This is a genomic window from Caenimonas sedimenti (assembly GCF_007833165.1).
GTDB classification, from domain to species: Bacteria; Pseudomonadota; Gammaproteobacteria; order Burkholderiales; family Burkholderiaceae_C; genus Ramlibacter; species Ramlibacter sedimenti.
The window spans coordinates 24,167-48,674 of record NZ_VOBQ01000022.1; the positions used below are offsets into that span (position 1 = coordinate 24,167).

The window sequence follows — 24,508 nt, forward strand, 5'->3', positions numbered from 1 at the left end:
GGCTGTGGCGCGCATAAGGGCCCAGGCGCCTGCGACGGCCGGTCTTGCGGCCCAGCGCGGCTACGAGAGCGGCCCGCAGGGCCGCGTATCGAGCCGTGCGACCGTTTCATGCTCGCGGGCGCTGTTTGAGCGCAGCGCCCGTAGGGCGCGGAGCGAGTTCGCCCGCGGGGCCGCATGACCGGACGGCGCAGGGAATTCGGTAGGGCCGCGCGCGGCCCGACGAACGCCGTGCCAGCGCGCCACAGCCCGCCCGCGTGCGGCTTTGCCCGCGAGGTGCCTGCAAAAAGCCTATGAGCGCAAGAACGCAAACCGCTCGTCCGCCCACCCAAGACTGCGCTGCAATTCGGCCCACTCAAACCCCGAGCCAGGATCCCCCTTGCGCCCCGGCGCAATGTGCTCATGCCCGGCGACATGCACGACCGGGTAATGCTGAGCAATGGCAGAAGACAGCACGGCCAGCGCCTCGTACTGCGCAGCCTCGAACGTCTCGCCCTCCAGCCCCTCCAGCTCGATCCCGACCGAATCGTCATTGCAGTTGGAGCGGCCCCGGTAGGACGACGGCCCCGCATGCCAAGCCCGATCGTCGCAGCTGACGAACTGCCACAACGCCCCATCGCGGCGGATGTAGAAGTGCGCCGAAACCTGCATGCCTTCGATGCTCTTGAAATAGGGGTGCGCTTCCCAGTCCAGCGTGTTGGTGAACAGCCGCTGGACCTCGTCGCCGCCGTACACACCGGGCGGCAGGCTGATCGAGTGCACCACGATCAGGTCGACCAGGGCGCCAGCCGGGCGCGGGCCGAAGTTTGGGGAATCCAGCCGCCGCGCGAAGCGGTACCAGCCGTCCGCCCACAGCGCGTCGCCTCCGCTCTCAGCCGGCGGTGTCATCCGCGTCTTCGCTTCCCGGTGTTGCGATGGCCAGCCGCGCGATCCGGTAGCGGATCTGCCGCAGGCTCAGGCCCAGGCGCTGTGCCGCGGCGGTCCGGTTGAAGCCGGTTTCGCGCAAGGCCTTCACCAGGATTTCGCGCTCGCGCTGATCCATGTAGGCCTGCAGGTCGTTCGGGACCGCGGGTTCCATGGCGCCGGCCACCCCGTTCGCCGACAGCTCGCCCGCCGGCGGCGCCATGGCCGACGGCGCGAAGTCCACCTGCAGCTGGGAGCCGTCGCTCAAGGCCAGCGCGCGATGCAGCAGGTTCTCGAGCTCGCGGACGTTGCCGGGCAGCGGGTGTTCCTGCAACTGCTGCAGCACTTCGGGCGACAGCACCGGCGCCGGCATGCCCGATTCGAGCGCGATGCGGGTGAGCAGCGCGGCGCACAGCGCGGGCAGGTCCTCGCGGCGCTCGCGCAGCGGCGGCACCAGGATCTCGATCACGTTCAAGCGGTAGAACAGGTCCTGCCGAAAGCGGTTCGCCTGCACGTCGGAGGCGAGGTCGCGATGGGTCGCGCTGACGATGCGCACGTCGACCGCGTCTTCCTGGGTGGAGCCGAGCGAGCGCACCTGGCGTTCCTGGATCGCGCGCAGCAGCTTCGACTGCATGGGCAGCGGCAGGTCGCCGATCTCGTCCAGGAACAGGGTGCCACCGCGCGCCGCTTGGAAATAACCTTCGCGGTCCGCCGTGGCGCCGGTGTAGGAGCCCTTGCGGGCGCCGAAGAACTCGGCTTCCAGCAGCGTCTCCGGGATGGCGCTGCAATTCACGGCGACGAACGGCCCGTCGGAGCGGTGGCTGCAGGCATGGATCGCGCGCGCGACGAGCTCCTTGCCGGTGCCGGACTCGCCCCGCACCAGCACCGGGGCCATGCTGCGCGAAACCTTCTCGATCCGCTCCTTCACCAGCCGCATGGGGGCCGAGTCGCCGACCAGGCGATGCAGCGCGTTCGAGGCCGCACCGCGCTCGAACCCATGGGCCGCCGGTGCCGCCGAGGCGGTCGCCGCCCCCGCGCGGGCCGGCCCCGCCGCGGGCTTGATCCGCTGCTGCGTGTCGTGGATCGCCGAAGCCACGACGGTGCGGAACTGCTTCAGGTCCACCGGCTTGGTCAGGTAATCGAAGGCGCCCGCTTTCAGCGCATCGACGGCGTTCTCGGCGGAGCCATAAGCCGTCATCACGATGCAGCGTTCCGGCCGCTGCTGCGCCAGCATCCGTTGCAACAGCTCGAGGCCCAGGCCGTCGGGCAGCCGCATGTCGGTGATCACGGCGTCGAACTTGCGCTGTTCCAGCAGTTGCCAGGCCTCGCCCAGCGTGCCCGCCGCGTCGACGCGGTAGCCCTCGCGCAGCAGCGTCAGCTCATAGAGCGTCCGGAGGTCCGGCTCGTCGTCGACGACCAGGACTTGCGCGGAGGGGTTCGGGGACTGGGCCATGCGGTGGGATGTTCAGGCGCCTATTGTGTCAAAGGGTGCGGGCCCCGGGACCGGCTGGGCGCGGCTGCGGACGCGGACCGTGAACTCGTTCCCATCGCGGCCGCTGCCGTCCGGTGCGGGCGCGCGTCGGTAGGCAATGCTTGCGCCGTGCCGCTGGCACAGCTCGCGGCAGATGTACAGGCCCAGGCCGCTGGAGCGGCTTTCCGAGGAAAAGAAGGGTTCGAACAGGTGGCGCTGCACGCCCTGGTCCAGCGCGCGGCCGTCGCTCCAGACGCGCAGCCAGGCCAGGTCGTCTTCGCGCTCGGTGGCGACGACGATCGCGGCGGGCGCCGTGGTGGCATAACGCCACGCGTTGTCCAGCAGGTTGATCAGCACCCGGCGCAGGTGTTCGCTCTCGAACACCACGGACACGTTGTCGGGTGGCGGCAACACCAGCAGGCGCTCGCCGGCCTGCTGGTGCTGCGACCAGTCGCCGCACGCCCCCAGGACTTCCTGCCCCACGTCCACCCAGGTCGGCGAGGCCTGCTGCTGCACACGCGCCAGGTTCAGGATCTCCTCGACGATCTGCGCCAGGCGCTGGGTGTTCTTGCGCACCAGCGCGCTCAGCTGGACCTGCGTGGGCTCGGTCAGCTCTTCGGACAGCAGCGCGTTGGCCTGGGCGATCGCGGCCAGCGGGTTGCGGATCTCGTGCGCCACGGCGGCCGACATGCGGCCCATCGCGGCCAGCTTTTCGGTGCGGGTGCGGGCCTCGGTCTCGCGCAAGTCCTCCAGGAACATCACGCACAGCGCGTCGGACTGCAGGTCGTGCGGCGGCGTCAGGCGGGTGCGCACACGCACGTGCAGGTGCTCCTCCGGCGCGAGTTCCAGCGCGGCCTCGGTGCCCTGCGGCGCCTGGTCGATGAACGTGCGGTGCGCCAGCTCCACCAGGGGTTGCCAGCCGGGGCGCGACGCCAGCGCCAGCGATGCCGGCGTTTCGCGTGCGTGCCAGGCCAGCAGCTTGCGCGCGGCCGGATTCGCGGCGTGGATGCTGTAGTCCGAACCGACCACCAGCACGCCTTCGCTCAGTGTCTCGATCACCAGCTCGTTGACGTAGGCCTGGGTGCGCGCCGCCGACAGGCTGCGCCGCGCGGCCTGCTCCTCGCGCGCCAGGCGCGCCGCCAGCTGGTTGGCCAGCAACGCGACCGCGAAGTAGCCGCCGCCGGTGAGCCCCGCCTGCACGAAGCGCGCCGCGTAATCCTGCGGCACCTGGAGCGCCTGCAGCCAGGCCTCGATCAGCAGCAGCAGCGTGACGGCCGCGGCGGTGCCGAGCGCGAGCAGGCCGGAGCCGAGCACGGAGGCCGTCAGCACCGGCAGCGCGAACAGCGGTGAGTAGTTCAGGCCGGCCGCCTGCAGGAAATGCAGCGTGGAGAACGCGACGAGGTCGATGCCGATGGTCGAGACCCATTGGGGGTCGAACGCGTCTCCCGGCATCGCCGGCCGCGTGAAGAACCGCGCGGTGAGGGCGGCGGCCAGGTAGGCGCCGCACAAGCCGACCTGCCAGCGGTCCACCGCGGGCGCCAGGCCCAGCATCATCAGGCTGGCCAGCAGGACGAGCAGCACCAGGCCGATGCCGACCCGTGCCGCCATGAACCCGCGCCAGAGGCGGTAGGAGGTGAAGCTGTCGGTGTCCCAGACGGCGGCGGGCGTCACTTGTTCCTGCTCTAGCCCCCGGCGGCGCGCCGGTGCTCCTGGCTGCAATAGTGGGAGCCGTCGGGCCCGGCCAGCGCGTCGGCGCGCGGCAGGTGCACCAGGCAGACCGGGCACTCCACCATGTCCTGCGGCTGGCCCGGCGGCGCGGCGGCCTGGGCGGGTGGCGGCTTGGCCGCCTTGCGCTCCAGCCGCGCGTTGCGCCACCACAGGTACGCCACCGCCAGCACCGCGAACAGGACCAGGTATTTCATGTGCGCCCCAGCACGACTTCGAGCACGAAGCGCGATCCCACGTACGCCAGCAGCAGCAACAGCGAACCGGTGTACAGCACCCGGACCGCCTTGCGCCCGCGCCAGCCGAAGCGCGCGCGGCCCAGCAGCAACAAGGCGAACGCGACCCACGAGAGCACGGAAAACACGGTCTTGTGGTCCCACTTCCAGGGCCGGCCGTACAGCACTTCGGCGAACAGCATGCCGGCCATCAGCGTGGCCGAGAGCAGCACGAAGCCGGCGGCGGCGAAGCGGAAGGTCAGGCGTTCCAGGGTGAGCAGCGGCAGGCCCGGCTGGGCCTCGGCCGCCCGGCGCATCGTCTTTTCGGCGCGCATCATCAGCCAGGCGTGGACCACGGAAGCGGCGAACAACCCGTAGGACGCGATGCCCAGCGCCCAGTGCAGCGGCAGCCAGGCGGACGCCTGCTGCTGCAACGGCGCACCGGGAAACACCAGGGCCAGCAGCACCGCGGCCGCGCCCAGGCCGGCCAGCGCCCAGCGGGCCTGCAACTGCGGGAACACCTTGCGCTCGATCGCGTAGACCGTGAGCACCAGCCAGGCCGTGACCGACAGCGCGGGCGCGAAGCCGAAGCGGGGCGTCTCGCCGAGCAGGCTCCAGGCCAGCACCAGGGCGTGCAGCACCCACGCGGCCAGCAGGGCCAGCCGCGAGGCCTGCTCGCTCAACCGCGCAGCGGCGGCGGCCGGCACCGCATACGCCGCGGCCGCCGCCAGCGCGAGCGCCACGCCCGCGGGAGACGCACTGGCTAGAATCATGCAGACAGTTTAGTCCTTCGCCTCAGCCACGCCGCGCGCGTTCGGCCTTCTCCCGGGATCCCCCATGGCCTCCGCCCTTTCCGACAAACTTTCCCGCCTGGTCAAGCAGATGCGCGGCCAGGCCCGCATCACCGAGGACAACGTGCAGGAGATGCTGCGCGAAGTCCGCATGGCCCTGCTCGAGGCCGACGTCGCCCTGGCCGTCGTGCGCGATTTCGTCGCCCGCGTGAAGGAGAAGGCGCTCGGCCAGGAGGTGATGGGCTCGCTGTCACCCGGGCAGGCGCTGGTGGGCATCGTCCATCGCGAGCTGGCGGCCACCATGGGCGAGGGCGTGAGCGACATCAACCTGGCGGCGCAGCCGCCGGCGGTGATCCTCATGGCCGGCCTGCAGGGCGCCGGCAAGACCACCACCACCGCCAAGCTGGCCAAGCACCTGATCGAGAAGCGCAAGAAGAAGGTGCTGACGGTGTCGGGCGACGTGTACCGGCCGGCCGCCATCGAACAGCTGAAGACGGTGACGAAGCAGGCCGGCGCCGAGTGGTTTCCCAGCACGCCGGACCAGAAGCCGGCCGACATCGCCCGGGCCGCCATCGACTACGCGAAGAAGCAGTACTTCGACGTCCTGCTGGTCGACACCGCCGGCCGGCTGGCGATCGACGAAGTGCTGATGCGCGAGATCCAGGAGCTGCACGGCATCCTGAAGCCGGTGGAGACGCTGTTCGTGGTCGATGCGATGCAGGGCCAGGACGCGGTGAACACCGCCAAGGCCTTCAAGGAGGCGCTGCCGCTCACCGGCATCATCCTGACCAAGCTCGACGGCGACTCGCGCGGCGGCGCCGCGCTGTCGGTGCGGCAGGTCACGGGCGCGCCGATCAAGTTCGCTGGCGTCAGCGAGAAGATCGACGGGCTGGAGGTGTTCGACGCCGAGCGCCATGCCGGCCGCATCCTCGGCATGGGCGACATCGTCGCGCTGGTGGAGCAGGTGCAGGCGGGCGTGGATGTCGAGTCCGCGCAGAAGCTGGCCGCCAAGCTCAAGAGCGGCACCGGCTTCGACCTGAACGACTTCCTGGCGCAGATCCAGCAGATGAAGAGCATGGGCGGCCTGTCCAGCCTGATGGACAAGATGCCGGCTCAGATGCAGGCCAAGGCCGGCCAGGTCGACATGGACAAGGCCGAGCGCGACATCCGCCGCAAGGAAGGCATCATCTGCAGCATGACGGCCCATGAGCGCCGCAAGCCCGAGATCATCAAAGCCACCCGCAAGCGCCGCATCGCCGCCGGCGCGGGCGTTCACGTGCAGGAAGTCAACCGCCTGCTCAACGAGTTCGAGCAGATGCAGACCATGATGAAGAAGATGAAGGGCGGCGGGCTGATGAAGATGATGAAGCGCATGGGTGGTGGCGGCAAGGGTGGCGGCATGCCCAAGCTACCTTTCTGAAGAGGCCGCCATGCACATCGTCGATTCCTTCGCCGACACCTCGCGCTTCGTCGCGCTGCGCCGCGACATCCACATGCACCCGGAGCTGGGCTTCGAGGAGCACCGCACCTCGAAGATCGTGGCGGACCGGCTGCGCGAATGGGGCATCGAGGTCCACACGGGCATTGCCGGCACCGGCGTGGTCGGTGTGCTGAAGTGCGGCAACGGCCCCCGAACCATCGGCCTGCGCGCGGACCTGGATGCACTGCCGTTGCAGGAGGCCAACCAGTTCGCGCACCGTTCGCAGCACGACGGCCGCATGCACGCCTGCGGCCACGACGGCCACACCACGATGCTGCTGGCCGCGGCCTGGCATCTTTCGCAAGCGCGCGACTTCGACGGCACGGTGCACTTCATCTTCCAGCCCGCCGAGGAGATGGGCAAGGCCGGCGCACTGAAGATGATCGAGGACGGCCTGTTCGAGCGCTTCCCCTGCGAGGCGGTGTTCGCGCTGCACAACTTCCCGATCGGCAAGGTCGGCGGTTTCGCGCTGAACCATGCCGCGCTGATGGCGTCCAGCAACACCTGGCGCGTGACGCTCACGGGCCGGGGCACGCATGCGTCGATGCCGCACACGGGCATCGACCCGGTGGCCGCGACAGTCGATCTCGCCCAGCAACTACGCTCGCTGCTGCCGCGCGTGGTGAGTTCGACCGAGCGAGCGCTGCTGGCCGTCACCCAGATCCAGGGTTCGGACGCCCCCAACGTGATCCCCGACACCGCCTGGGTCGGCGGCACGGTGCGCACCTTCGCCGTGGACGCCACCGACCGCATCGAAGCCGGCTTGCGGCAGGTGGCGGCCGGCGTGGCGGCGGCGCACGGCTGCACCGCCGAAGTCAACTTCCGCCGGGCGTCGCCGCCGGTGGTGAACCACGAGCGCGAGGCGCGCTTCGCGGCCGAAGTGATGCGCAAGATCGTGGGCTCGGACAATGTCGACGAGGCCTTCCCCGCCGTGATGGGCGCCGAGGACTTCGCGCACATGCTGCGCGTGCGGCCCGGCTGCTATGCCTTCATCGGCAACGGCGATGGCGGCCACCGCCTGCCGGACCATGGGCCCGGACCTTGCATCATCCACAACACCTCGTTCGATTTCAACGACGAGATCATCCCGGTCGGCGCCAGCTACTTCGTGCGGCTGGCGCAGGAATGGCTGGCACAACCCCAGGAGCGCACATGAATTTTCGCAACGCCCGAGACCTCGTCCTCGCCCTCGCCCTGACAGCGGCGGCCACGGCGCCGGCCTTCGCCCAGCGCGTCATCCGCATCGTGGTGCCCTTCGGCCCCGGCGCGGTGCAGGACACGGTGGCGCGCACCTTCAACGCCGAGTTGGGGCAGATCCTCGGCGCGTCCGTCGTGGTCGAAAACCGCGCCGGCGCGGGCGGCACCATCGGCACCGCTGCGGTTGCGAAATCGCCGGCCGACGGCAACACGCTGGTGCTGGCCGCCGCGAGCCACACGCTGGGCGGCCACCTGTACGCCAAGTTGCCCTACGAGCCGATCAAGGACTTCCAGGGCGTCGCCTACATCGGCAGCTCGGGCTATGCCATCGCCGTGCCCGGCAACATGGGCGTGAACACGCTGGCCGACTACGTGAAGCTGGCCAAGAGCAAGCCGGGTGAATTCAATTACGCATCCGCCGGCAACGGCAGTGCCACCCACATGGGCATGGCGTACTTCCTGGCCAAGGCCGGCGCGCAGATGCAGCACGTGCCGATGAAGTCCACCGGCGACGCCGTGAACGAAGTGCTGGCGGGCCGGGTGCAGGGGGTGACTTCGTCGCTGATCGGCATCGTGCCCTTCAAGCAGGATCCGCGCATCAAGATCCTGGCGTACACGGGCAACCAGCGTTCGCGTTTCTTCCCGGAACTGCCGACGGTCGCCGAGGCCGGCGTGCCCGACTACAAGTTCGACTCCTGGATCGGCGTGCTGGCGCCGGCCGGAATGCCCAAGGCCGAACTCGACAAGCTGAACGCAGCCATCAACAAGGCGCTGCAGATGCCCGAAGTGCAGGAGCGCCTGACGCGCCTGGGCGTGGAAGTCGGCCCGCAGACCTCGGCCGACGACTTCCAGAAGCTGCTCCGCGCGGACTACGAGACCGCGGGCGCGATCGTCAAGGCGTCCGGCGCGCGCATCGAATAAGGCTCACTGCCCGGCGTGCCGCCACGCGCGGCGCAGCACGGCGGGCGAACGCGCCTCCTCCGGGATCAGCAGCACACCGCGCGAGCGCATCCGCCCGCCGAAGGCCACATGGCTGGTGAGCACCGCCAGCGGCACGGCCAGCAGCAGGGGCAGCCCGACCGGGGCCAGCCACACCAGCGCGCCCATCTGGACCACCGCCACGGCGGCGCCTTGCAGCGCGATCACGGCGGTCATGGGCGCGAGACGCAGCGCGGCATCGCGCCAGGACACACCGGTGGCCGAGCGCGGTGGCGACTTCCATTCCAGCTTCCAGCCGGTGAGCGCGACCAGCACGAAGAACGAATGCGCCAGCATGCGCACCGGCGCCTGCAGCACGGCCAGCACGGTCTCGACGGCTGCGCTGCGCAGCAGCGCCCAGCTGCCGCCGAATCCGGCCGCGCCGCGCCGCAGGAACACCGCGGCGAGCCCGAGCACGCGCGGCATGAACAGCATCAGCAGCGTCCACGCCCACAGGCTGCGCAGCTCCGAGGGCAGGGCATGCCAGTCGGGCGCGACGGCGGCGCCGGTCACCCAGAGCGCGGTGCCGAAGGTCAGGAAGGCGAGCCACAGCGGGGCGGACAGGTATGACATCGCGCCGATGGCGAACATCGCGCGGTGCACGCGATGCAGGCCCGGCTCGGCGATGAGGCGGGAGTTCTGCAGGTTGCCCTGGCACCAGCGGCGGTCGCGCTGCAGCTCCGACAGCAGGTCCGGCGGCTGCTGCTCGTAGCTGCCCGCGAGGTCGCCCACCAGCCACACATGCCAGCCGGCGCGGCGCATCAAGGCGGCTTCGACGAAGTCGTGCGACAGGATGGGGCCGGCCAGCCCGCCGCTGCCGCGGATCGGCGCCAGCGCGCAGTGCCGCATGAAAGGCTCGATGCGCAGGATCGCGTTGTGGCCCCAGTAGTGCGACTCGCCGAGCTGCCAGAACTGCATGCCCAGCGTGAACAGGCGGCCGGTGACGCGCGAGGCGAACTGCTGGGCGCGCGCGTGCAGCGTCGCGTGGCCGACGGCCTGGCTGGCCGTCTGGATGATGCCGGCGCGCGGATTCGCCTCCATCAGCTTGACCAGCGAGACGATGCAGTCGCCGCTCATCACGCTGTCGGCGTCCAGCACCACCATGTAGCGGTAGTCGCGGCCCCAGCGCCGGCAGAAGTCGGCGACGTTGCCGGCCTTGCGATGGGTGCGGCGCTGGCGCAGGCGGTAATACACCTCGATCTGCGGCTGGTCGGGATGCGCGGCCAGCGCCGTGCGCAGCGCCGCCCAGGCGGCACGCTCGGCGGCGATGACGTCGGGCTGATTGCTGTCGGAGAGCACGAACACGTCGAACACCGTCGCGTGGCCGGTGGCTGCGACCGATTCGCAGGTGGCGCGGAGGCCGGCGAAGACGGTGGCGACATCTTCGTTGCAGATGGGCATGATGATGGCGGTGCGCGCCTGAGGGTCCACGGCATGGCCCTGCACGTCGCGCGCGGACAGCGAATGCGGGTCACCACGCAACGTCACCCAGAAACCCATGAGTGCGGTGACGAAGCCGGTGACCACCCAGGTGGACAGGACGGCGAACAGCGCGATCTGCCCCCACTCCAGCCAGGCGCTGCCGTAGTCGGGTTGCGCCTGCGCGAAGAGCCAGCTCGCCAGCCCGGTGCTCAGCACCGTGAACAGCAGGAAGACCAGGCGGCGGCGCGTAGCCGCGGCTTGCCAGGGCTCATGCGGCTCGTCGACGGACGCCGCGCTCGCGCCGCCGGGCAGCATGCGATTGGCGCCCGACAACAGCGCGGTGCCCACGCCGTTCCAGAAGCCGCGCCAGGGCAGCGGCGCCATCGAGCCGCGGTGCACCGGTGGCGCTGTGACCGAGTTGGGGTGGCGTTCCTCGCGCAGCGCGCTGCGCACCGCGCGCGTGGCGTTCATTCGGGAAGGATGATGTTGGTCCATGTCTCGCTCAGGATGTGGGTGTCGTGCTGCAGGAAAGCGCGCAGCTCGACCGGCCGCGCCGGGTCGATGCGCTGCACGCGCAAGGTCATGCGCCAGCTCTTGCCGGCGGGGTTGGGGTAGGCGTTCTGCTCGAGGACGCGGCCGTTGGCATCGGCGCTGGCGACGGCGCGCACCTGCGCGCCCGGCGGCAGGGCGTCCAGCGCCGGGCCGGTGAAATCGACGACGTACTGGACCTGCTGCGCCTGGGCCCTCGCGTCGAGCTTCGAATAGCCGATGCCGCGCCGCGATTGCGCGGCCCAGCTGCCGGGCGGGCGCTGCTGGGTGTCGCCTTGCCAAGCGATCTCGTAGGCCAGCTCCAGCGGTTCGCCCGGCGCGGGCAGGCGCGCCGGCACCCAGTAAGCGACCACGTTGTCATGCGTCTCGTCCGGCGTCGGCAGTTGCAGCAGCTCGACCCGGCCCGGCCCCCAGTCGCCGAGCGGCTTCACCCAGGCGCTGGGCCGGCGCTCGTAGCGCGCCTCCACATCCTCATAGCTCGTGAAGGCGCGGTCGCGCTGCATCAGGCCGAAGCCGCGCAGCCCGTTCGCCGTGAAGGTGTTGACGGTGGGGCGCGCCGGATTCTGCAAGGGCCGCCACAACCATTCGCCGTCGCCGGTCTCGATCTGCAGGCCGTCGGAGTCGTGCACCTCGGGCCGGAAGTCGCCGGCGCGCGGCTGGTTCTCGCCGAAGAAGAACATGCTGGTGAGCGGGGCGACGCCCAGGGTCGCGATGGGCGAGCCGCCGGCACGCAGGAAGATGCGCGAGCGCACGCGCGTGACGGTCTGCGTGCCGGGCACGATCTCGAAGCGGTAGGCGCCGGTGGCGCGGGGCGACTCCAGCAGCGCGTAGAGCACGACCTGGCGCGCGTCAGGCGCGGGCCGCTCCAGCCAGAACTGCGTGAAGCGCGGGAATTCCTCGGTGCCGCCACCCACCGTGTCGATCGCCAGCCCGCGCGCGGACAGGCCGTACTGCTGGCCGGCGCCCAGCGCGCGGAAGTAACTGGCCCCGAGGAAGACGACCAGTTCGTCCTTGTACTGGGGCGAGTTCAGCGGGTAGTGCACCCGCAGCCCCGCATGGCCCAGGTCGCCCCAGCCCTGCGGCTGCAGCGCGTTCTTGCCGAAGTCGTAGTCGCCGCTGTCGTAGGCCAGCGGCCGCACGCCCTGCGGCGTGATCTCGTGGATGCGGACCGCTTCCTGCTGGTAAAGGCCGCGGTGGAAGAACATCGTCTCGAACGGCAGCTGCGCGTCGCGCCACAGGGCGCGCGCCGGCCGGAAGCGGATGTCCCGATAGCCGTCGTAGTCGAGGGCCTGCAGTTCGGCCGGCAGCGCGGAAGTTGCGGCGGCATCGGGTGCGGCGGCGCGTGCACGGGCCAGCCCGGCCACGGTTTCGAAGTCGACCGCAGCGGCCGTTTGCGCGTGCACGGAGTGCCACAAACCTCCCGTCAGGAGGCCCAGGCAAAGCAATCGGAGAAGCCGTAGCAGCTGGAGCATCCAGGCACTAGGGCAAACCCTGTGCCAGCTCCAAAAAACTGTTCTAGATCAACGGCTTGCGATGGAAATTCAATGTTGAGCTGGCCCGGATGCCGTTCTCAGGACGAAATCGCAGCGCTTTTGTCGCCAGACGGCGACAGCTCAGCCGGTCAGCCCCAGAAATCTCCAGTGGAATCAATCACTTGCCGCTGTCGCCGGGAGGCGACGGCGGCTGCGCCGGCGCCGGGGACTGGAAGTGCCCGGGCGTCAGCTCATGCTTTTGCAACAGGCGATAGAACTCGGTGCGGTTGCGGTCCGCGAGCCGCGCAGCGTCGGCGACGCTGCCGTCCGTCAATTTCAGCAGCCCGACCAGATAGTCCCGTTCGAAGCGCTGCTTGGCCTCGGCGTAGGTCAGCACCTGGACGGACGGCACCCGCAGCGCACGCTGCACCAGCGCCAGCGACACCAGCGGGGTGCTGGTCAGGGCGCACACCTGCTCGACCACGTTGTAAAGCTGGCGCACGTTGCCTGGCCAGGGCGCGGCGATCAGTGCCTTCAAGGCTTCCGGCGCGAAGCCGGAGAGCCGGCGCGTGTACTTCGCGGCGAGCTTGTGCAGGAAGTGATTGGCCAGCAGCGGGATGTCTTCGCGACGTTCCGCCAGCGCCGGCAGGGTGAGCGTGACGACATTCAACCGGTAGTACAGGTCCTCGCGGAACTGGCCCGCCGCCATGGCGGCGTCGAGATCGCGGTGCGTGGCCGAGACGATGCGCACGTCGACCGCATGCGACTGGCTGGAACCCACGGGCCGCACCGCGCGCTCCTGCAGCACCCGCAGCAGCTTGACCTGCAGCGCCGGCGGCATGTCGCCGATCTCGTCGAGCAGCAGGGTGCCGCCGTCCGCCGCCTGGAACAGGCCCTTGTGGTTGGCCACCGCGTCGGTGAAGGCGCCCTTGACGTGGCCGAACAGCTCGGACTCCAGCAGGGCCTCCGGGATGGCGCCGCAGTTGACCGCGATGAAGGGACGCGCCGCGCGCGGGCTGGCCCGGTGGATCGCGCGCGCCAGCAGCTCCTTGCCGGTGCCGCTGTCGCCGCGCAGCAGCACGCTGGCGTCGGACCGCGCGACCATGCGCGCTTCGGCCAGCAGGTCCGCCATGCGGCCGGACCGGCTGATGATCTCGGCGCGCCAGCTTTCGTCGCCATGCGTGGGTTCCGCGGCCGGCGTGCCCAGGGCCAGCGCCTGCGCGACCTTGTCCAGCAGTTCCTTGGCGTCGTAGGGCTTGGTGAGATAGGTGAACACGCCGCGTGCCGTGGCTTCGACGGCATCGGGAATGGTCCCGTGGGCCGTGAGCAGGATGACCGGCAGCGAGGGATGGCGGCGCCGCACCTCGTCGAACAGTGCCAGGCCGTCGCGGCCGGGCAGCCGCACGTCGCTGATCACGAGCTGCGGCCGCTCGACCTCGAGCTGCGCCAGGGCCGCCTCGGCCGAGCCCGCGGTGTGCACGCGGTAGCCCGCCGATTCCAGCCGCATGGACAGCAGCCGCAGCAGGTCGGCGTCGTCATCGACGACCAGCAGGCGCGACGCCGACGCGCTCGAAGTTGTGGCAGCGGTCATGGTCAAGGGCCCGTGGGCCGCGACGCTGGCCCACGGGCCGGCGGCGGCACATCGTTGTCGCGCCGGGGCGCGGCCGGCACACTGCGCTCGATGGCGCGCACCGCCTCCAGCCGGTCGTTCAGCTGGTCGATGCGGCGCTGCGCGTCGCGCAGTTGCTGCGCCTGCCGTTCCGCCTGTTCCTCGACGCGCCGCTGTTCCGCCAATTGCGCCGCCAGCAGCCGTGCGAAGGGCTGGAAGGGCCGGGCTTCGGCGTCGGCCTGGGCCAGCACCCGCTGCAGCAAGGCTTGCGCCCGGGCAGTCTGCGCGCTGTTGCGGGACTGGGTCAGCGCCACGGCGAACTGCAGGGCGCGCTCGGGCGAATACGCGCTGTCGCCCAGCCGCTGGACTTCGGCGGCCAGGTCCGCGGGCGGGAGGCTGCGCACGCGATCGGCATAGGCCAGCACCGGCTCCAGGGGGTGGGCCGGCGGTGCCGCGGCCTGGGCGGGCTCCGGCCGGGGTGCCGGCGGAACCGGTGCCGGGGCGGTGGCGGCTGCCGGCGGCGGCGGGACCACGGCTGTGGACGCCGGCGGCGTGGTGCATCCTGCCAGGGCGCACACAACAAGGAAGACCGGGCCCATGAAGGCCAGGCGGGATTCAGTTCGCATGGGGCAGTTCTATCCGGAAATGGCCGGCCTGGCTGTCGGACTCCAGCCGGACGTGGCCGCCATGCGCGGTCACGTACTCCTGGACGATGGACAGGCCGATGCCGGTGCCACGCACCGCGCCTTCGGGCTGGCGCGCGCCGCGGTAGAAGGGTTCGAAAACACGCTCCCGGTCGGCGGGCGCGACACCCGGTCCCTGGTCGCGCACGTCGATGCGCACGGCCGCGTCCGTCTGCGACAGCTGGATGCGGAGGGTGCCGCCGCGCGGCGAGAAACGGATCGCGTTGGACAGCAGGTTGCCGATGGCCGCGCCCAGCTTGCCGGGGTCCACCATCTGGTGGAGGGGCTCGCCCTCGATCTCGACATTGAGCCCGCGCGCCTGCCACTGCAGCCGCTGCGCTTCCACCTGTTCGCGCAGCAGTTCCAGCAAGTCGGTGCGGCGGCGTTGCAGCTGGCGCGCCTCGAAGGCGGCGGCATTGAAGCGCAGCAGCGCCTCGATCTGCGCCTGCAGCGCCAGCGTGTTCTGCCGCAGGATGCCCACCACTTCCTTCTGGTGGCCGACCAGTTGGCCGGCCACGCCGTCCTGGAGCAGCGCCACGCCTTCGTGCAGCGCCGCCAGCGGTGTCTTCAGCTCGTGCGAGACGTGGCGCAGGAAGCGCGCCTTGTCGGCATCCAGCTCGGTGAGCCGCAACCGCAGCCAGTCGAGCTGCTGGCTCACCGCCCGCACGTCCGACGGGCCGGAGATGTCGATGGGCTCAGCCAGGCGGTTCTCGCCCAATTGCACGATGGCGTGTTCCAGCCGCTTGAAGGGCCGCGCGAGCCAGATGCCGAAGCCGACTGCCAGCAGCAACGCCAGCGCGATGGCCGCGAGCACCTGCTGCATCAGGCGGCTGCGCTCGGCATCGAGCTTGCCGGCCAGCGCCGCGTTGCGGCTTTCGATCAGCGCCTGGGCCTGCGCGCGGATGCGGTCGTTGACCGCGTCGAGATCGCGGAATTCACCGGCCACGGCGCGTTCCCGGTCCAGCGCGCTGAAGAGCGGACCCTCCAGCTGGCGGTTGATGCCATCGGCTTGCGAGCGCCAGATGGCGAAGTCCGGGCCCGCGAGGCCGGAGGCATGCATCTGGTCGAGTGCACCGAGCGCGGCGCGCCACTCTTCCTCGAACCGGCGCCGCAGCACGGAATCGTTGAGCACCAGCGATTGCCGCCCGGCGCGTTCCATGCCGGCCGTGTGCGCGTCGAGCGCCTGGGCCGCGCCGTTCAGTTCGAGCGCGCGCGCTGCTTCGAGGCCGCTTTGCGCGACCAGGCGCTCGAGGATGACGACCGCCCGCAGCGCCGTCGCGCTCAGCAGCGCGGCGATCAGCATGAAGGCGATCAGCAGCAGCTGCCGGAACGACCCCATGGGCCGCTCACGCCGCGGCCAGCACCGGTGCTTCGGTCGTCGTCACGACCCGCGCGCGCAGCGAATGCGGCAGGGCCTCGGTGATCGTCACGTCCACCAGCTGGCCCACCAGGCGCGCGGGGCCCGCGAAATTGACGATTCGGTTGCACTCGGTGCGGCCCATCAGTTCGGACTTGTCCTTGCGCGAGGGCCCTTCCACCAGGATCTGCTGCACCGTGCCCACGCGGCTTTCGCTGATGCGGCGCACGTTGTCTTCCAGCACGGCCTGCAGGTGCTGCAGGCGCTTCAGCTTCACTTCGTGCGGGGTGTCGTCATGCAAGGCGGCGGCGGGCGTGCCCGGGCGCGGGCTGAAGATGAAGGAGAAGCTGGCGTCGAAGCCCACATCGTCCACCAGCTTCATCATCCTGCCGAAGTCGTCGTCGGTTTCACCGGGGAAGCCCACGATGAAGTCGGTGGACAGCGAGATGTCCGGACGCACCGCGCGCAGCTTGCGGATCGTGCTCTTGTATTCCATGGCGGTGTAGCCGCGCTTCATCGCCATCAGGATGCGGTCGGAGCCGTGCTGCACCGGCAGGTGCAGGTGGTTCACCAGCTGCGGCACCTTGCCGTAGGCCTCGACCAGGCGCTGCGTGAACTCGTTCGGATGGCTGGTCGTGTAGCGGATGCGCGCGATGCCCGGAATGTCAGCGACGTATTCCAGCAGCAGCGCGAAGTCGGCGATCTCGCTGGTGCCGCCCATCGTGCCCCGATACGCGTTCACGTTCTGGCCGAGCAGCGTCACTTCCTTCACGCCCTGGTCGGCCAGGCCGGCGACTTCGGTCAGGACGTCTTCGAAGGGGCGCGACACTTCCTCGCCGCGCGTGTACGGCACCACGCAATAGCTGCAGTATTTGGAGCAGCCCTCCATGATGCTGACGAACGCGCTCGCGCCGTCCACGCGGGCTGGCGGCAGGTGGTCGAACTTCTCGATCTCGGGGAAGCTGATGTCGACCTGCGGCCGCTGCTGGCGCTCGCGCTGGCGCAGCATCTCCGGCAGGCGGTGGAGGGTCTGCGGGCCGAACACCACGTCCACATACGGAGCGCGTTCGATGATGGCCGCGCCCTCCTGGCTGGCGACGCAGCCGCCCACGCCGATCAGCACGCCCTTGCTCTTGAGGTGCTTGACGCGGCCCAGGTCGGAGAACACCTTCTCCTGCGCCTTCTCGCGCACCGAACAGGTGTTGAACAGGATCAGGTCCGCCTGTTCGACGTCCTGCGTGGGCTCGTACCCTTCGGCGGCGCCGAGCACGTCGGCCATCTTGCCGGAGTCGTACTCGTTCATCTGGCAGCCGAAGGTCTTGATGAAGACCTTGCGCGTCATTTCAGGCCAGCCAGCGCGCGTGCCGCCCAGACGATGTTCAGCAGTTCCATGAAGCGCTTGTAGCCCTCGCCGTCGCCGCTGGCACCGGTGCCGCCGAGCTTGGCATATTCATCGGCCGTCAGCAGCCAGACTTCATGGACCAGGCCCGCGCTGTCGCGCTTGTAGACGGTGTAGACCGACTTGCCGGCCAGGCTGCCGCTCAGCACCATCATGTTGTTGAGGTCGCGGATGCGGGCTCCCGGGGAAAGCCGATCGGCCTTGCCGTCGAGCATGACATCGGGAGGGGTTGCGCTGACCGCCATCACGGCCGGTCTGACGTCCTTGGGGGCGTCGCGGATGATGCCCTGCGCCTGCGCGAAGGTGCTCAAGCAGGCGAGGGCCGCGGCGGCCCACAGTTTCCAGCGTTGCATGGTGTAGATCCAGTGGCTGAGTTGACCCGATTTTAGCGGGCCGGCAGTACCCATTGGTAGCGGGTCTGACCCTTGCTTACTCGGCACCGGGCCCAACCCGGGCCAGGCCGGGCTAGAGTGGCGTTCATGAAACATGCGCAAACTGCCGACCAGCGCGAGGCGATCCGGTTCGAGACCGAGTTGCCGCTGGAAATGGAAGGTGTCCCCGGCTTCACCCGCGACGTGAGCGCCACCGGCATCTACTTCGAAACCGATGCACTGCAGGAGATCGGGCCCGTCGTCAGCTTCACCATGCGGTACCGCCTCGGCGGCAAGCTGCATGAGCTTCAGTGCGACGCCCGCGTGGTGCGCGTCGAGGCGCATGGCGACCGCGTCGGCATCGCGGCAAAACTGATGGCGCCGTTCTTCGAAGACATCGAAGAGGTGAACCTGCTCCACTAGCGCCGGCGCCACATCTCCCACAGGGCGGCGAAGAAGCCGCCGGCCCAGCGCGGCGCGTTCAGCAGCGCCGAGGCCTCCATGCGCGGTCTGAGTTCCCGCCGCAGTTGTTCGAGGCGATCCAGATCGCGCGCCGCGCGCACCGCCTTCTCCACATAGTCGGCTTCGTCCGAAGCGATCCAGTCCTCCAGGCCGAGATTGCGGGCGATGCTTTCGCCCAGGCGCAGCAGCGCGCCGGAGCCCCGCAGCGTGAGCACCGGGACCCCCATGTAGTGCGCCTCGACGCTCGTCGTGCAACCCGGGTAGGGGAAGGGGTCGAGCGCGATGTCCAGCTTGCTGTATTCGCTCAGGTGGCCGGCGGTGGAGGCCACCGGCCCCTGCAGCGTCATCCGTTCGGCGGCGATGCCATGCGCTTCGAAGCGCGCCCGCACCTGGGCCTGCATCCCGGGGCTGCCAAGCTGCCGGTTCTTGAGATACAGGTGCGCCCCCGGCACGGCTTGGAGGACGGCCGCCCAGGTGCGGACCGTCGGCTCCGACAGCTTGGGCAGGTTGTTGAAGCTGCCGAAGGTGATGAAGCCGTTCGCCCGCGCCGGCAGCGGGTGGACGGGCTGGTCGCCGCCCGGCGGCGCGTAGCAGGCCCAGCTCTCCGGCAGCGCCCAGGGTTGCTCGGCGAAGTGGACGGCGTCGCCGGGCTGGGTCGCGTGGGGATCGGTCAGGACGTGGCGGATCTGCCGAACGCCGGTGCTGGCGATCGAGCCCAGCCAGCTCACCTGCACCGGCGCCGGCGCCTGCGCGAACACGTCCAGCCGGTGGTGGCCGGTGTGACCGGCCAGGTCGATGAGGATGTGCACGCCGTCGTCGCGGATGGCCTTGGCGGCATCGGCCAGGCTCGAGGTCGCGATCGAGCGCCACCGGGCGAAGCGCGGCTTCAGCGCCGCCGTCACGTCGTCTTCGTGGGCGTTGGTCGAATAGGCGACCAATTCCACGCCATGCGCGTCCGCATGCGCGAGCACGCTTTGCAGGAAGGTGGCCACGGCGTGCCGGCGGAAGTCGCCCGAGACCAGGCCCACGCGCAACAGCTTCGGCTGGGCATCGCAACGCCAGGTGGTGTAGGGGCGCGGCGCCGCCAGAGCTGCCAGTTCGCCGAAGCGGCGCGCCTGCGGACGCAGGCCCGTCGCTTCGGTGGCGGGCGCGTAGTTCGCGGTGAACAGGAAGTTGCTCAGGAGCTGCATCGAGTCTGGATCGATCTCCAAGGCGCGCCGGCCCTCCGCCAGTGCATCGAGAGCTCGGCCCTGCTCCAGGAGGGCGTGGCCCAGGGTGTCGTGCACCATCGCACTGCCCGGCTTGAGCGCGATGGCACGGCGGTACCAGGGCTCGGCGTCGATCCAGCGTTCCTGCCAGGCCAGCACGACGGCGAGGCTGAAGCAGGCCTGCGCGTCGTCGGGGTTCAGGCGCAATGCGGCCAGGTAGTTGGCTTCGGCCTCGGGCAGCCGGTTCAGCCCGGACTGCAGCTGCGCCAGGTTGTAGAGCGCGTCGAAGTGGGCGGGCTGCGCGACGAGCGCCCGGCGGTAGCAGGCCTCGGCCTCCTCGAAGCGCTGCAGGCCCTGGTAGGTGCTGCCCAGGTTGTTGTGCAGTTCCGCCTTGTCGGGCAGCAGTTCCGCGGCCCGCTGCATGGGGGCCAGGGCTTCGGGCAGGCGGCCCTGTTTTTTCAGCAGCGCGCCCAGCAGCATCCAGCCCAGGGGGTGCTGCGCGTAGCGTTGCGTGAAGCCGCGCGCCAGCGGCTCCAGCTCCGCCAGCGCATCCGCCTGGAACAGGCCGACCGCCCGCCGGGTCTCGTCGGGGCTGGGTGCGAGTGGGGCGTTCAAGGCGTCGGCTTCGCGGCTGCGGGTCGAAACGAAGAAGGGTTAGCGGCGGCTGCCTGCTAACCCTTCGCATGAGTGGTGGCGCTTCAGGGATTCGAACCCCGGACCTGCGGATTATGATTCCGTCGCTCTAACCGGCTGAGCTAAAGCGCCAAAGCCCACGATTATAGCGAACACCAGGCTTGTCAGCTGCCGGTGCCGCCCCGCCGGGCGAGTTCTTCGCTGACCAGCCGCACGATCAGCCGGTCCAGCGTGTCGACCGAGTAATTCTTCACGTCGTGCACGGTTTCCCGGCCGGGGCCCCTGCCCGGGTGGTGGGCCTGCGCATAGGTCAGGAAGACGAAGCGGCCGCCCGTGTACTGGGCGATCTGGCGCTGGATGAACTCACCCTGCCGGTCCAGGCCGCTGGCGCCGACCCCGAAGATCTTGATGCCCTTGCCGAGGGCGGCCACCATGGCGTCGTCGTAGTGCGGCGCCCCGTAGTCGAGGTGGGGCGGTGCGTCGGCCAGCAGGACGACGAGCCGCGTCGCGCCTTCGCCCCGCCAGCTGAGCTGGTGCACGGTTTCGTGCAGGGCCTCGTTCATCGCCTCCGGATAGTCGCCGCCGCCGCCGGCGCGCAGCGGGCCCAGCGCGTCCTGCAGGACAGCGCCGACGTCGTTGGTGAAGTCGTGGGTTCGGGTCAGGAAGGCATCGCCGCGGTCGCGGTAGGCCACCAGGCCCAGGCAGATGTCGGGCCGGCTCGGCAATTGCGCGACTTCCGCCGTGATCGTGCGCAGCGTCGCCTTGAGCTTGTCGATCTCGTCGGCCATGGAGCCGGTGGCATCGATCAGGAACACCAGGTCGAGCCGGGCGCGGGCTTCGGCCGACCGGACATCGAGCACCGCCTCGACGCTGCTCTTCTGGCCGCGGGTGAGGCGGCCAGACGTCTGCCGGCCCTGGCTGCGCACGATCACCTCGTAGGTCGATGCGTGGGACGGATCGAAAGCGTTGGGGTGCAGCCAGGCGCGGCCGCCGGCATCGGTGCGGGCCCACATCGCGTGGCCGCTGGGCGCGTGCACCGCGACTTCGGCGTCGCTGACGACGCGGCCCCGCGTGTCCTTCACTTCCAGCAGGTAGCGCTCGCGGATGTCGCGCGGCCGGTGTTCGACGCGCGTTCGCTGGCGGAAGGAGAGGTACGCGTTGAAGTCGGCGTTGTCGTCCACCACGCCGGCGGTGACGGTGGAAGAGGGATGCGGCGGCGGTTGCATGCTGTCTTGCGGGGCCATGCGCTGGAGTGCCGCGCCGGTGGAAGGCTTCGCCAGCGCGGCGGGCGGTCCCGGGTGGGGCGCCGCGGATTCGGCCACGGCGGCGCCGCGGGACGCGAGGTCGCGATGCCGCTCCTCGCGCGCGGATTTGGCCGCATCGTCGCGCAGGACGCCATGCTGGCGCACCTGCTCCGGCGGCAGGCCGGGCACCTCGCGCGTGCTCACCGGCCGCGCGCAATGCGTGGCGGATGGCGCCTGCAAATTCGGCGTGCTGCGGGCGTGGGGCCAGTGGGGCGGTGTCATCGGCTCCGGCTTCGGGTCCGGCCACAGCGGTTCGCGCGGGCTGTGCGCGACGGCGCTGCAGGAACTGAGGGCCAGTTGGGCACTGAGGACGATCATCAGCAGGCGGGGAAGACGGCGGTGCTCGAACATGGAACGCTCCGGGGTTGCGGTACAAGCTGACACGGCCGGCACCGCGCGATGGGGTCAATCAATTCGCTGCCGGTTAACCCCGGGCGCCGCGGTCCGCCGTAGAACGTGATGTGAAAATCTGCCCATGCCCCGCGCCCACCGCGACATGCCCGACGAGGACCTGATGCTTGCCTATGCAGGGGGCGACGCCGCGGCGTTCGACGTGCTGTACCAGCGGCACGAGGCCGGCCTGTTCCGTTTCGTGCGGCGGCTGCTCGGTTCGGCCGGCGCGGCACAGGCCGACGAGGTGTTCCAGGACACCTGGCTGCGCATCGTCGCCGCGCGCGCCAGCTTCCGGCCGCAGGGCGCCGCCTGGCGCACCTGGGCCTTCACCATCGCGCACAACCTGGCGATGGACCGGCTGCGCGTGAGCGGCCGGGAGATCGCCGTCGATGGAGATGGCAGCGGCGACGATCCGCTCGACTGGCTGATGGCTTCGCTGGACCGCGTGGCGCCCTCCAGCGAAGACCTCGCCTTCTGGCGTGCCGCCGGCGCGCAACTGCTGCATTGCCTGGACGCGTTGCCGGTGGCGCAGCGGGCCGCCTTCCTGCTGCACCACGAGGACGGCGCGAGCGTGGAAGACCTGGCCGAACGGCTGAAGCTGCCGTTCGAAACCGCCAAGAGCCGGCTGCGCTACGCGCTGAAGAAGCTGCGCGGGTGCATGGGCGACTACCTGCTGCCCGTGGGGGCGCCGTGACGGACCTGCGTGACGCGCGCTTGCGAAGGGCGCTCGACGAAGCCCCGGACGCATCGTTGCGGCCGTTGCCGCGCACCCGCGAGGCGGTGCTGGAGGCCGCGCGCTCGCAGGCCGCGCCCCGGCCGTGGTGGCGGCGCCTTTGGGCGCCGGCAGCGGGGGCATCGCGCATGCAATGGAACGCAGCATTTGCGACCGTGCTGGTGGCCGGCCTGGTCTCGGTGTTGTGGCAGGGGCAGGAGGTGCCCGACGCCCAGCCGGAGCGTGTGGCCCGGCCGGCGCCTGCGGCCGCGCCGGCAGCTCAGGATGCTGCGCCGGCGAAGAAGGAGTCGGCGGAGTCGGGCGCTGTCGTGGCCGAGCGTGCGGCGCCTGCCGCGCCCCCGATAGCGGGGGCCGTGCCAGGTTCGGGTGCGCCAGCGACAGTGCCGGCGCCGTCGAAAGCGAAGGCCGCGCCGGAGGCCGAAGGTTTGCGGGGTGCGCGCGAGTCGCGAGCTGCGCGCGAACGGCAGGATGCGGCGGCAGCCGCGCCGCCGGAGGCGCCGCCGCCGGCGCCGGCGGAGCTGGCCAAGCAGCCGGCCCGCGAGGAAAAGCAGACGACGCCGCTGCAGGATCGGGCGGCGTCCGGCCCTGGCCACCTCGCCGAAGCGCCGCCGACTGCACCGCTGGCAGCGCCACCTCTGGCCGCGGGTGCAGCGGCGCGCCCGCCGCCTGCGGTGGCTGCCGCCGCGCCCGCGTCTCCGCGCGCCGCGACGGCGGCGGCCGACTCCCGCGCCGGAGCCAACCTGCAGCGGCGGGCGTTCAATGAGTCCGCCGTGGCGGGAGCGTGGACGCAGTTGCAGGTGGAGGGGGCTGGCCGGACGTTGTCGCTGTCGCGTGCGGAAGCCGGCCGGCTCGCGCAGGACATCGAAGGCGTCCTGCGGGCGCCAGGCGGCAGCGCCGCCCTGGCGGAAGAGCCTGAGATCCGGGTGCGCCTGCTGGAGGGCGAACGGCCCGTGGGGACGCTGACGATCGGCCGCTCGCAATGGCTGTGGGCGCCCGCCGGTGCCGAGCCGGGCGCAGCGCGCTTGCTCGAGCCCGGCCCCGCCCTGGTGCAGTCCCTGCGCGCCGAGTTGGAGCGCAGGCTGCGCTGACTCAGGTCGTCGGCGGGTCTTTCGGGCGGGTGCGCTTCACGGCCGACAGGATGCCGATGCCGAGGAGGATGAGCGCCCCGATCATGATGTAGAGCTGCGGAACGCCGGCCACCACGGCCGCCCAGACGACCCCCGCCAGGAAGACCAGGAAACCGACCATGTAAAGCGCGAAGGACATTGTGTGCTCTCCAGATGGGATGGATGAGCCATTGTTCGGGCTGGCCTGGCGTTCCCTTGTCGGCCCCCCGCTCCCCCGGACGTCGGAAAACCCACCAGAAATTGGGGTCAGATTCCAATTTATGATGCGCTTATGGCCCGCCTGCCTCGCCTCACCGTCCCGGGCTACCCGCATCACATCATCCAGCGCGGCAACAATCGCCAGCCGATCTTCGTCGGCAGCGCGGACTATGAGCTGCTCCTCGCGATGCTGGACGAATACGCGCGCAAGAACCAGGTCGCCGTGCACGGCTACGTGTTGATGAGCAACCATTTCCATTTGCTGGCCACGCCGGAAACGGCGGAGGGCATCCCGCAAATGATGCAGGCGGTCGGCCGGCGCTACGTCCGTCACTTCAATCTGCGCCACGGCCGCACGGGCACCCTTTGGGAAGGCCGATACCGGTCCACGTTGATCCAGGCCGAGCGGCACTTGCTCGCCTGCATGGCCTACATGGATCTGAACCCGGTGCGCGCGGGCATGGTGGCGGAGGCGGCGGAGTACCCGTGGTCGAGCCACGCGCACTCCATCGGGCGTCGGTCGGACCGCTTGGTCGCTCCGCACCCACTCTATTGGGCGCTGGGCAACACGCCGTTCGCGCGCGAGCAGGCGTATGCGGAGCTGGTCCGCGCTGGCATTGGGGCCGAGCAACAGCGAGCGCTGACCGACTCTGCCTTGCGCGGTTGGGCGCTGGGGGAGCCGGACTATGTGGCAGATCTCCAGCGCCGGACGGAGCGTCGCGTCAGCCGCAGCCAAGCCGGACGACCCGTCAAGAAATGATCTGTCCCTAATTGATGGTTGACGTCACGACGGGTCGATTAATTGGAATCTGACCCCAATTAATTTGCTTG

22 protein-coding genes and 1 tRNA gene are annotated in these 24,508 nt (G+C 70.3%); 7 read left to right on the forward strand and 16 right to left on the reverse strand.

The window, feature by feature from the left end; genetic code table 11:
• Window positions 1-288: 288 nt before the first annotated feature.
• From ampD to FN976_RS24670, 5 genes are read right to left on the reverse strand one after another with little or no spacing between them, the layout of a single operon-like run.
• Window positions 289-885: a 1,6-anhydro-N-acetylmuramyl-L-alanine amidase AmpD gene (gene ampD, locus FN976_RS24650; RefSeq protein WP_145895951.1), complete on the reverse strand. Its 597-nt coding sequence runs from the start codon at window positions 883-885 to the stop codon at window positions 289-291.
• Entirely contained in the window at window positions 869-2,353 is a 1,485-nt protein-coding gene (locus FN976_RS24655) for a sigma-54-dependent transcriptional regulator (protein ID WP_145895953.1), read from the reverse strand. Before FN976_RS24655 ends, ampD begins: the two co-directional genes overlap by 17 nt.
• Before the next feature lie 12 nt (window positions 2,354-2,365).
• A complete protein-coding gene (locus FN976_RS24660; RefSeq protein ID WP_145895954.1) occupies window positions 2,366-4,042 on the reverse strand; it encodes a sensor histidine kinase in 1,677 nt (558 codons plus the stop codon).
• A gap of 11 nt (window positions 4,043-4,053) precedes the next feature.
• Window positions 4,054-4,293, reverse strand: a complete 240-nt coding sequence (locus tag FN976_RS24665; protein ID WP_145895956.1) for a PP0621 family protein — start codon at window positions 4,291-4,293, stop codon at window positions 4,054-4,056.
• Window positions 4,290-5,084, reverse strand: coding sequence for a cytochrome C assembly family protein (locus FN976_RS24670; protein ID WP_145895958.1), 795 nt, complete (start codon window positions 5,082-5,084; stop codon window positions 4,290-4,292). Before FN976_RS24670 ends, FN976_RS24665 begins: the two co-directional genes overlap by 4 nt.
• Before the next feature lie 64 nt (window positions 5,085-5,148).
• On the opposite strand from FN976_RS24670, the gene ffh reads away from it, so the two are divergent.
• From ffh to FN976_RS24685, 3 genes are read left to right on the forward strand one after another with little or no spacing between them, the layout of a single operon-like run.
• Complete coding sequence (gene ffh, locus FN976_RS24675; protein ID WP_145895960.1) at window positions 5,149-6,522, forward strand: signal recognition particle protein; 1,374 nt, start codon at window positions 5,149-5,151, stop codon at window positions 6,520-6,522.
• 10 nt (window positions 6,523-6,532) lie between these two features.
• Complete coding sequence (locus FN976_RS24680; protein ID WP_145895962.1) at window positions 6,533-7,738, forward strand: M20 aminoacylase family protein; 1,206 nt, start codon at window positions 6,533-6,535, stop codon at window positions 7,736-7,738.
• The gene (locus FN976_RS24685; protein WP_145895965.1) at window positions 7,735-8,700 is read left to right on the forward strand and encodes a tripartite tricarboxylate transporter substrate binding protein; all 966 of its coding nucleotides are present in this window, start codon (window positions 7,735-7,737) and stop codon (window positions 8,698-8,700) included. Before FN976_RS24680 ends, FN976_RS24685 begins: the two co-directional genes overlap by 4 nt.
• 3 nt (window positions 8,701-8,703) lie before the next feature.
• Here the strand turns inward: FN976_RS24685 and mdoH are convergent, their stop codons facing one another.
• From mdoH to FN976_RS24720, 7 genes are all read right to left on the reverse strand, one after another.
• Window positions 8,704-10,650 carry a glucans biosynthesis glucosyltransferase MdoH gene (mdoH, locus tag FN976_RS24690; RefSeq protein WP_255440826.1) on the reverse strand — a complete coding sequence of 649 codons (1,947 nt, stop codon included), beginning with the start codon at window positions 10,648-10,650 and terminating at the stop codon, window positions 8,704-8,706.
• On the reverse strand, window positions 10,647-12,200 hold the full coding sequence (locus FN976_RS24695; RefSeq protein WP_145895969.1) for a glucan biosynthesis protein G: 1,554 nt from the start codon (window positions 12,198-12,200) through the stop codon (window positions 10,647-10,649). Before FN976_RS24695 ends, mdoH begins: the two co-directional genes overlap by 4 nt.
• 178 nt (window positions 12,201-12,378) lie before the next feature.
• Window positions 12,379-13,791 (reverse strand): sigma 54-interacting transcriptional regulator, encoded by a 1,413-nt coding sequence (locus tag FN976_RS24700; RefSeq protein ID WP_145895971.1) that lies wholly within the window; start codon window positions 13,789-13,791, stop codon window positions 12,379-12,381.
• Window positions 13,792-13,793: 2 nt separating this feature from the next.
• Window positions 13,794-14,435, reverse strand: a complete 642-nt coding sequence (locus tag FN976_RS24705; protein WP_186511169.1) for a hypothetical protein — start codon at window positions 14,433-14,435, stop codon at window positions 13,794-13,796.
• A complete protein-coding gene (locus tag FN976_RS24710; RefSeq protein WP_145895973.1) occupies window positions 14,425-15,831 on the reverse strand; it encodes an ATP-binding protein in 1,407 nt (468 codons plus the stop codon). The genes FN976_RS24705 and FN976_RS24710 overlap by 11 nt, the downstream gene beginning before the upstream one ends.
• 7 nt (window positions 15,832-15,838) lie before the next feature.
• Entirely contained in the window at window positions 15,839-17,191 is a 1,353-nt protein-coding gene (gene miaB / locus FN976_RS24715) for a tRNA (N6-isopentenyl adenosine(37)-C2)-methylthiotransferase MiaB (RefSeq protein WP_145895975.1), read from the reverse strand.
• Window positions 17,188-17,601: a hypothetical protein gene (locus FN976_RS24720; protein ID WP_145895977.1), complete on the reverse strand. Its 414-nt coding sequence runs from the start codon at window positions 17,599-17,601 to the stop codon at window positions 17,188-17,190. Before FN976_RS24720 ends, miaB begins: the two co-directional genes overlap by 4 nt.
• Window positions 17,602-17,727: 126 nt before the next feature.
• Between FN976_RS24720 and FN976_RS24725 the strand changes: the two genes are divergently transcribed.
• A complete protein-coding gene (locus FN976_RS24725; protein ID WP_145895978.1) occupies window positions 17,728-18,042 on the forward strand; it encodes a PilZ domain-containing protein in 315 nt (104 codons plus the stop codon).
• On the opposite strand, the gene FN976_RS24730 is transcribed toward FN976_RS24725, so the two are convergent.
• The 3 genes from FN976_RS24730 to FN976_RS24740 all read right to left on the reverse strand — a co-directional run bounded on the left by FN976_RS24730 (window position 18,039) and on the right by FN976_RS24740 (window position 21,577).
• Window positions 18,039-19,904 (reverse strand): O-linked N-acetylglucosamine transferase, SPINDLY family protein, encoded by a 1,866-nt coding sequence (locus FN976_RS24730; RefSeq protein WP_145895979.1) that lies wholly within the window; start codon window positions 19,902-19,904, stop codon window positions 18,039-18,041. The two genes, FN976_RS24725 and FN976_RS24730, sit on opposite strands and share 4 nt — an antisense overlap.
• Before the next feature lie 73 nt (window positions 19,905-19,977).
• A tRNA-Met gene (locus tag FN976_RS24735) sits at window positions 19,978-20,054 on the reverse strand.
• A 32-nt stretch (window positions 20,055-20,086) separates the two neighbouring features.
• The gene (locus FN976_RS24740; RefSeq protein ID WP_145895980.1) at window positions 20,087-21,577 is read right to left on the reverse strand and encodes a VWA domain-containing protein; all 1,491 of its coding nucleotides are present in this window, start codon (window positions 21,575-21,577) and stop codon (window positions 20,087-20,089) included.
• A gap of 124 nt (window positions 21,578-21,701) precedes the next feature.
• Here FN976_RS24740 and FN976_RS24745 point away from each other — a divergent pair, with 124 nt between their 5' ends.
• Both FN976_RS24745 and FN976_RS24750 read left to right on the forward strand, forming a co-directional pair.
• On the forward strand, window positions 21,702-22,313 hold the full coding sequence (locus FN976_RS24745) for a sigma-70 family RNA polymerase sigma factor (RefSeq protein ID WP_255440828.1): 612 nt from the start codon (window positions 21,702-21,704) through the stop codon (window positions 22,311-22,313).
• Window positions 22,310-23,440 carry a hypothetical protein gene (locus tag FN976_RS24750; protein WP_145895981.1) on the forward strand — a complete coding sequence of 377 codons (1,131 nt, stop codon included), beginning with the start codon at window positions 22,310-22,312 and terminating at the stop codon, window positions 23,438-23,440. Before FN976_RS24745 ends, FN976_RS24750 begins: the two co-directional genes overlap by 4 nt.
• 1 nt (window position 23,441) lies before the next feature.
• Here FN976_RS24750 and FN976_RS29045 read toward each other — a convergent pair whose 3' ends face one another.
• Window positions 23,442-23,618 (reverse strand): hypothetical protein, encoded by a 177-nt coding sequence (locus FN976_RS29045; protein WP_186511171.1) that lies wholly within the window; start codon window positions 23,616-23,618, stop codon window positions 23,442-23,444.
• A gap of 132 nt (window positions 23,619-23,750) precedes the next feature.
• On the opposite strand from FN976_RS29045, the gene FN976_RS24755 reads away from it, so the two are divergent.
• Entirely contained in the window at window positions 23,751-24,437 is a 687-nt protein-coding gene (locus FN976_RS24755) for an REP-associated tyrosine transposase (RefSeq protein ID WP_145895982.1), read from the forward strand.
• The last annotated feature ends 71 nt before the right edge of the window (window positions 24,438-24,508 follow it).

Bases quoted from the DNA above. Each gene is read 5' to 3' on its own strand.
- ampD (WP_145895951.1), bottom strand. From the start codon at position 885: ATGACACCGCCGGCTGAGAGCGGAGGCGACGCGCTGTGGGCGGACGGC.
- FN976_RS24655 (WP_145895953.1), bottom strand. From the start codon at position 2,353: ATGGCCCAGTCCCCGAACCCCTCCGCGCAAGTCCTGGTCGTCGACGAC.
- FN976_RS24665 (WP_145895956.1), bottom strand. From the start codon at position 4,293: ATGAAATACCTGGTCCTGTTCGCGGTGCTGGCGGTGGCGTACCTGTGG.
- FN976_RS24670 (WP_145895958.1), bottom strand. From the start codon at position 5,084: ATGATTCTAGCCAGTGCGTCTCCCGCGGGCGTGGCGCTCGCGCTGGCG.
- ffh (WP_145895960.1), top strand. From the start codon at position 5,149: ATGGCCTCCGCCCTTTCCGACAAACTTTCCCGCCTGGTCAAGCAGATG.
- FN976_RS24680 (WP_145895962.1), top strand. From the start codon at position 6,533: ATGCACATCGTCGATTCCTTCGCCGACACCTCGCGCTTCGTCGCGCTG.
- FN976_RS24685 (WP_145895965.1), top strand. From the start codon at position 7,735: ATGAATTTTCGCAACGCCCGAGACCTCGTCCTCGCCCTCGCCCTGACA.
- mdoH (WP_255440826.1), bottom strand. From the start codon at position 10,650: ATGAACGCCACGCGCGCGGTGCGCAGCGCGCTGCGCGAGGAACGCCAC.
- FN976_RS24695 (WP_145895969.1), bottom strand. From the start codon at position 12,200: ATGCTCCAGCTGCTACGGCTTCTCCGATTGCTTTGCCTGGGCCTCCTG.
- FN976_RS24700 (WP_145895971.1), bottom strand. From the start codon at position 13,791: ATGACCGCTGCCACAACTTCGAGCGCGTCGGCGTCGCGCCTGCTGGTC.
- FN976_RS24705 (WP_186511169.1), bottom strand. From the start codon at position 14,435: ATGCGAACTGAATCCCGCCTGGCCTTCATGGGCCCGGTCTTCCTTGTT.
- FN976_RS24710 (WP_145895973.1), bottom strand. From the start codon at position 15,831: ATGGGGTCGTTCCGGCAGCTGCTGCTGATCGCCTTCATGCTGATCGCC.
- miaB (WP_145895975.1), bottom strand. From the start codon at position 17,191: ATGACGCGCAAGGTCTTCATCAAGACCTTCGGCTGCCAGATGAACGAG.
- FN976_RS24720 (WP_145895977.1), bottom strand. From the start codon at position 17,601: ATGCAACGCTGGAAACTGTGGGCCGCCGCGGCCCTCGCCTGCTTGAGC.
- FN976_RS24725 (WP_145895978.1), top strand. From the start codon at position 17,728: ATGAAACATGCGCAAACTGCCGACCAGCGCGAGGCGATCCGGTTCGAG.
- FN976_RS24740 (WP_145895980.1), bottom strand. From the start codon at position 21,577: ATGTTCGAGCACCGCCGTCTTCCCCGCCTGCTGATGATCGTCCTCAGT.
- FN976_RS24745 (WP_255440828.1), top strand. From the start codon at position 21,702: ATGCCCCGCGCCCACCGCGACATGCCCGACGAGGACCTGATGCTTGCC.
- FN976_RS29045 (WP_186511171.1), bottom strand. From the start codon at position 23,618: ATGTCCTTCGCGCTTTACATGGTCGGTTTCCTGGTCTTCCTGGCGGGG.
- FN976_RS24755 (WP_145895982.1), top strand. From the start codon at position 23,751: ATGGCCCGCCTGCCTCGCCTCACCGTCCCGGGCTACCCGCATCACATC.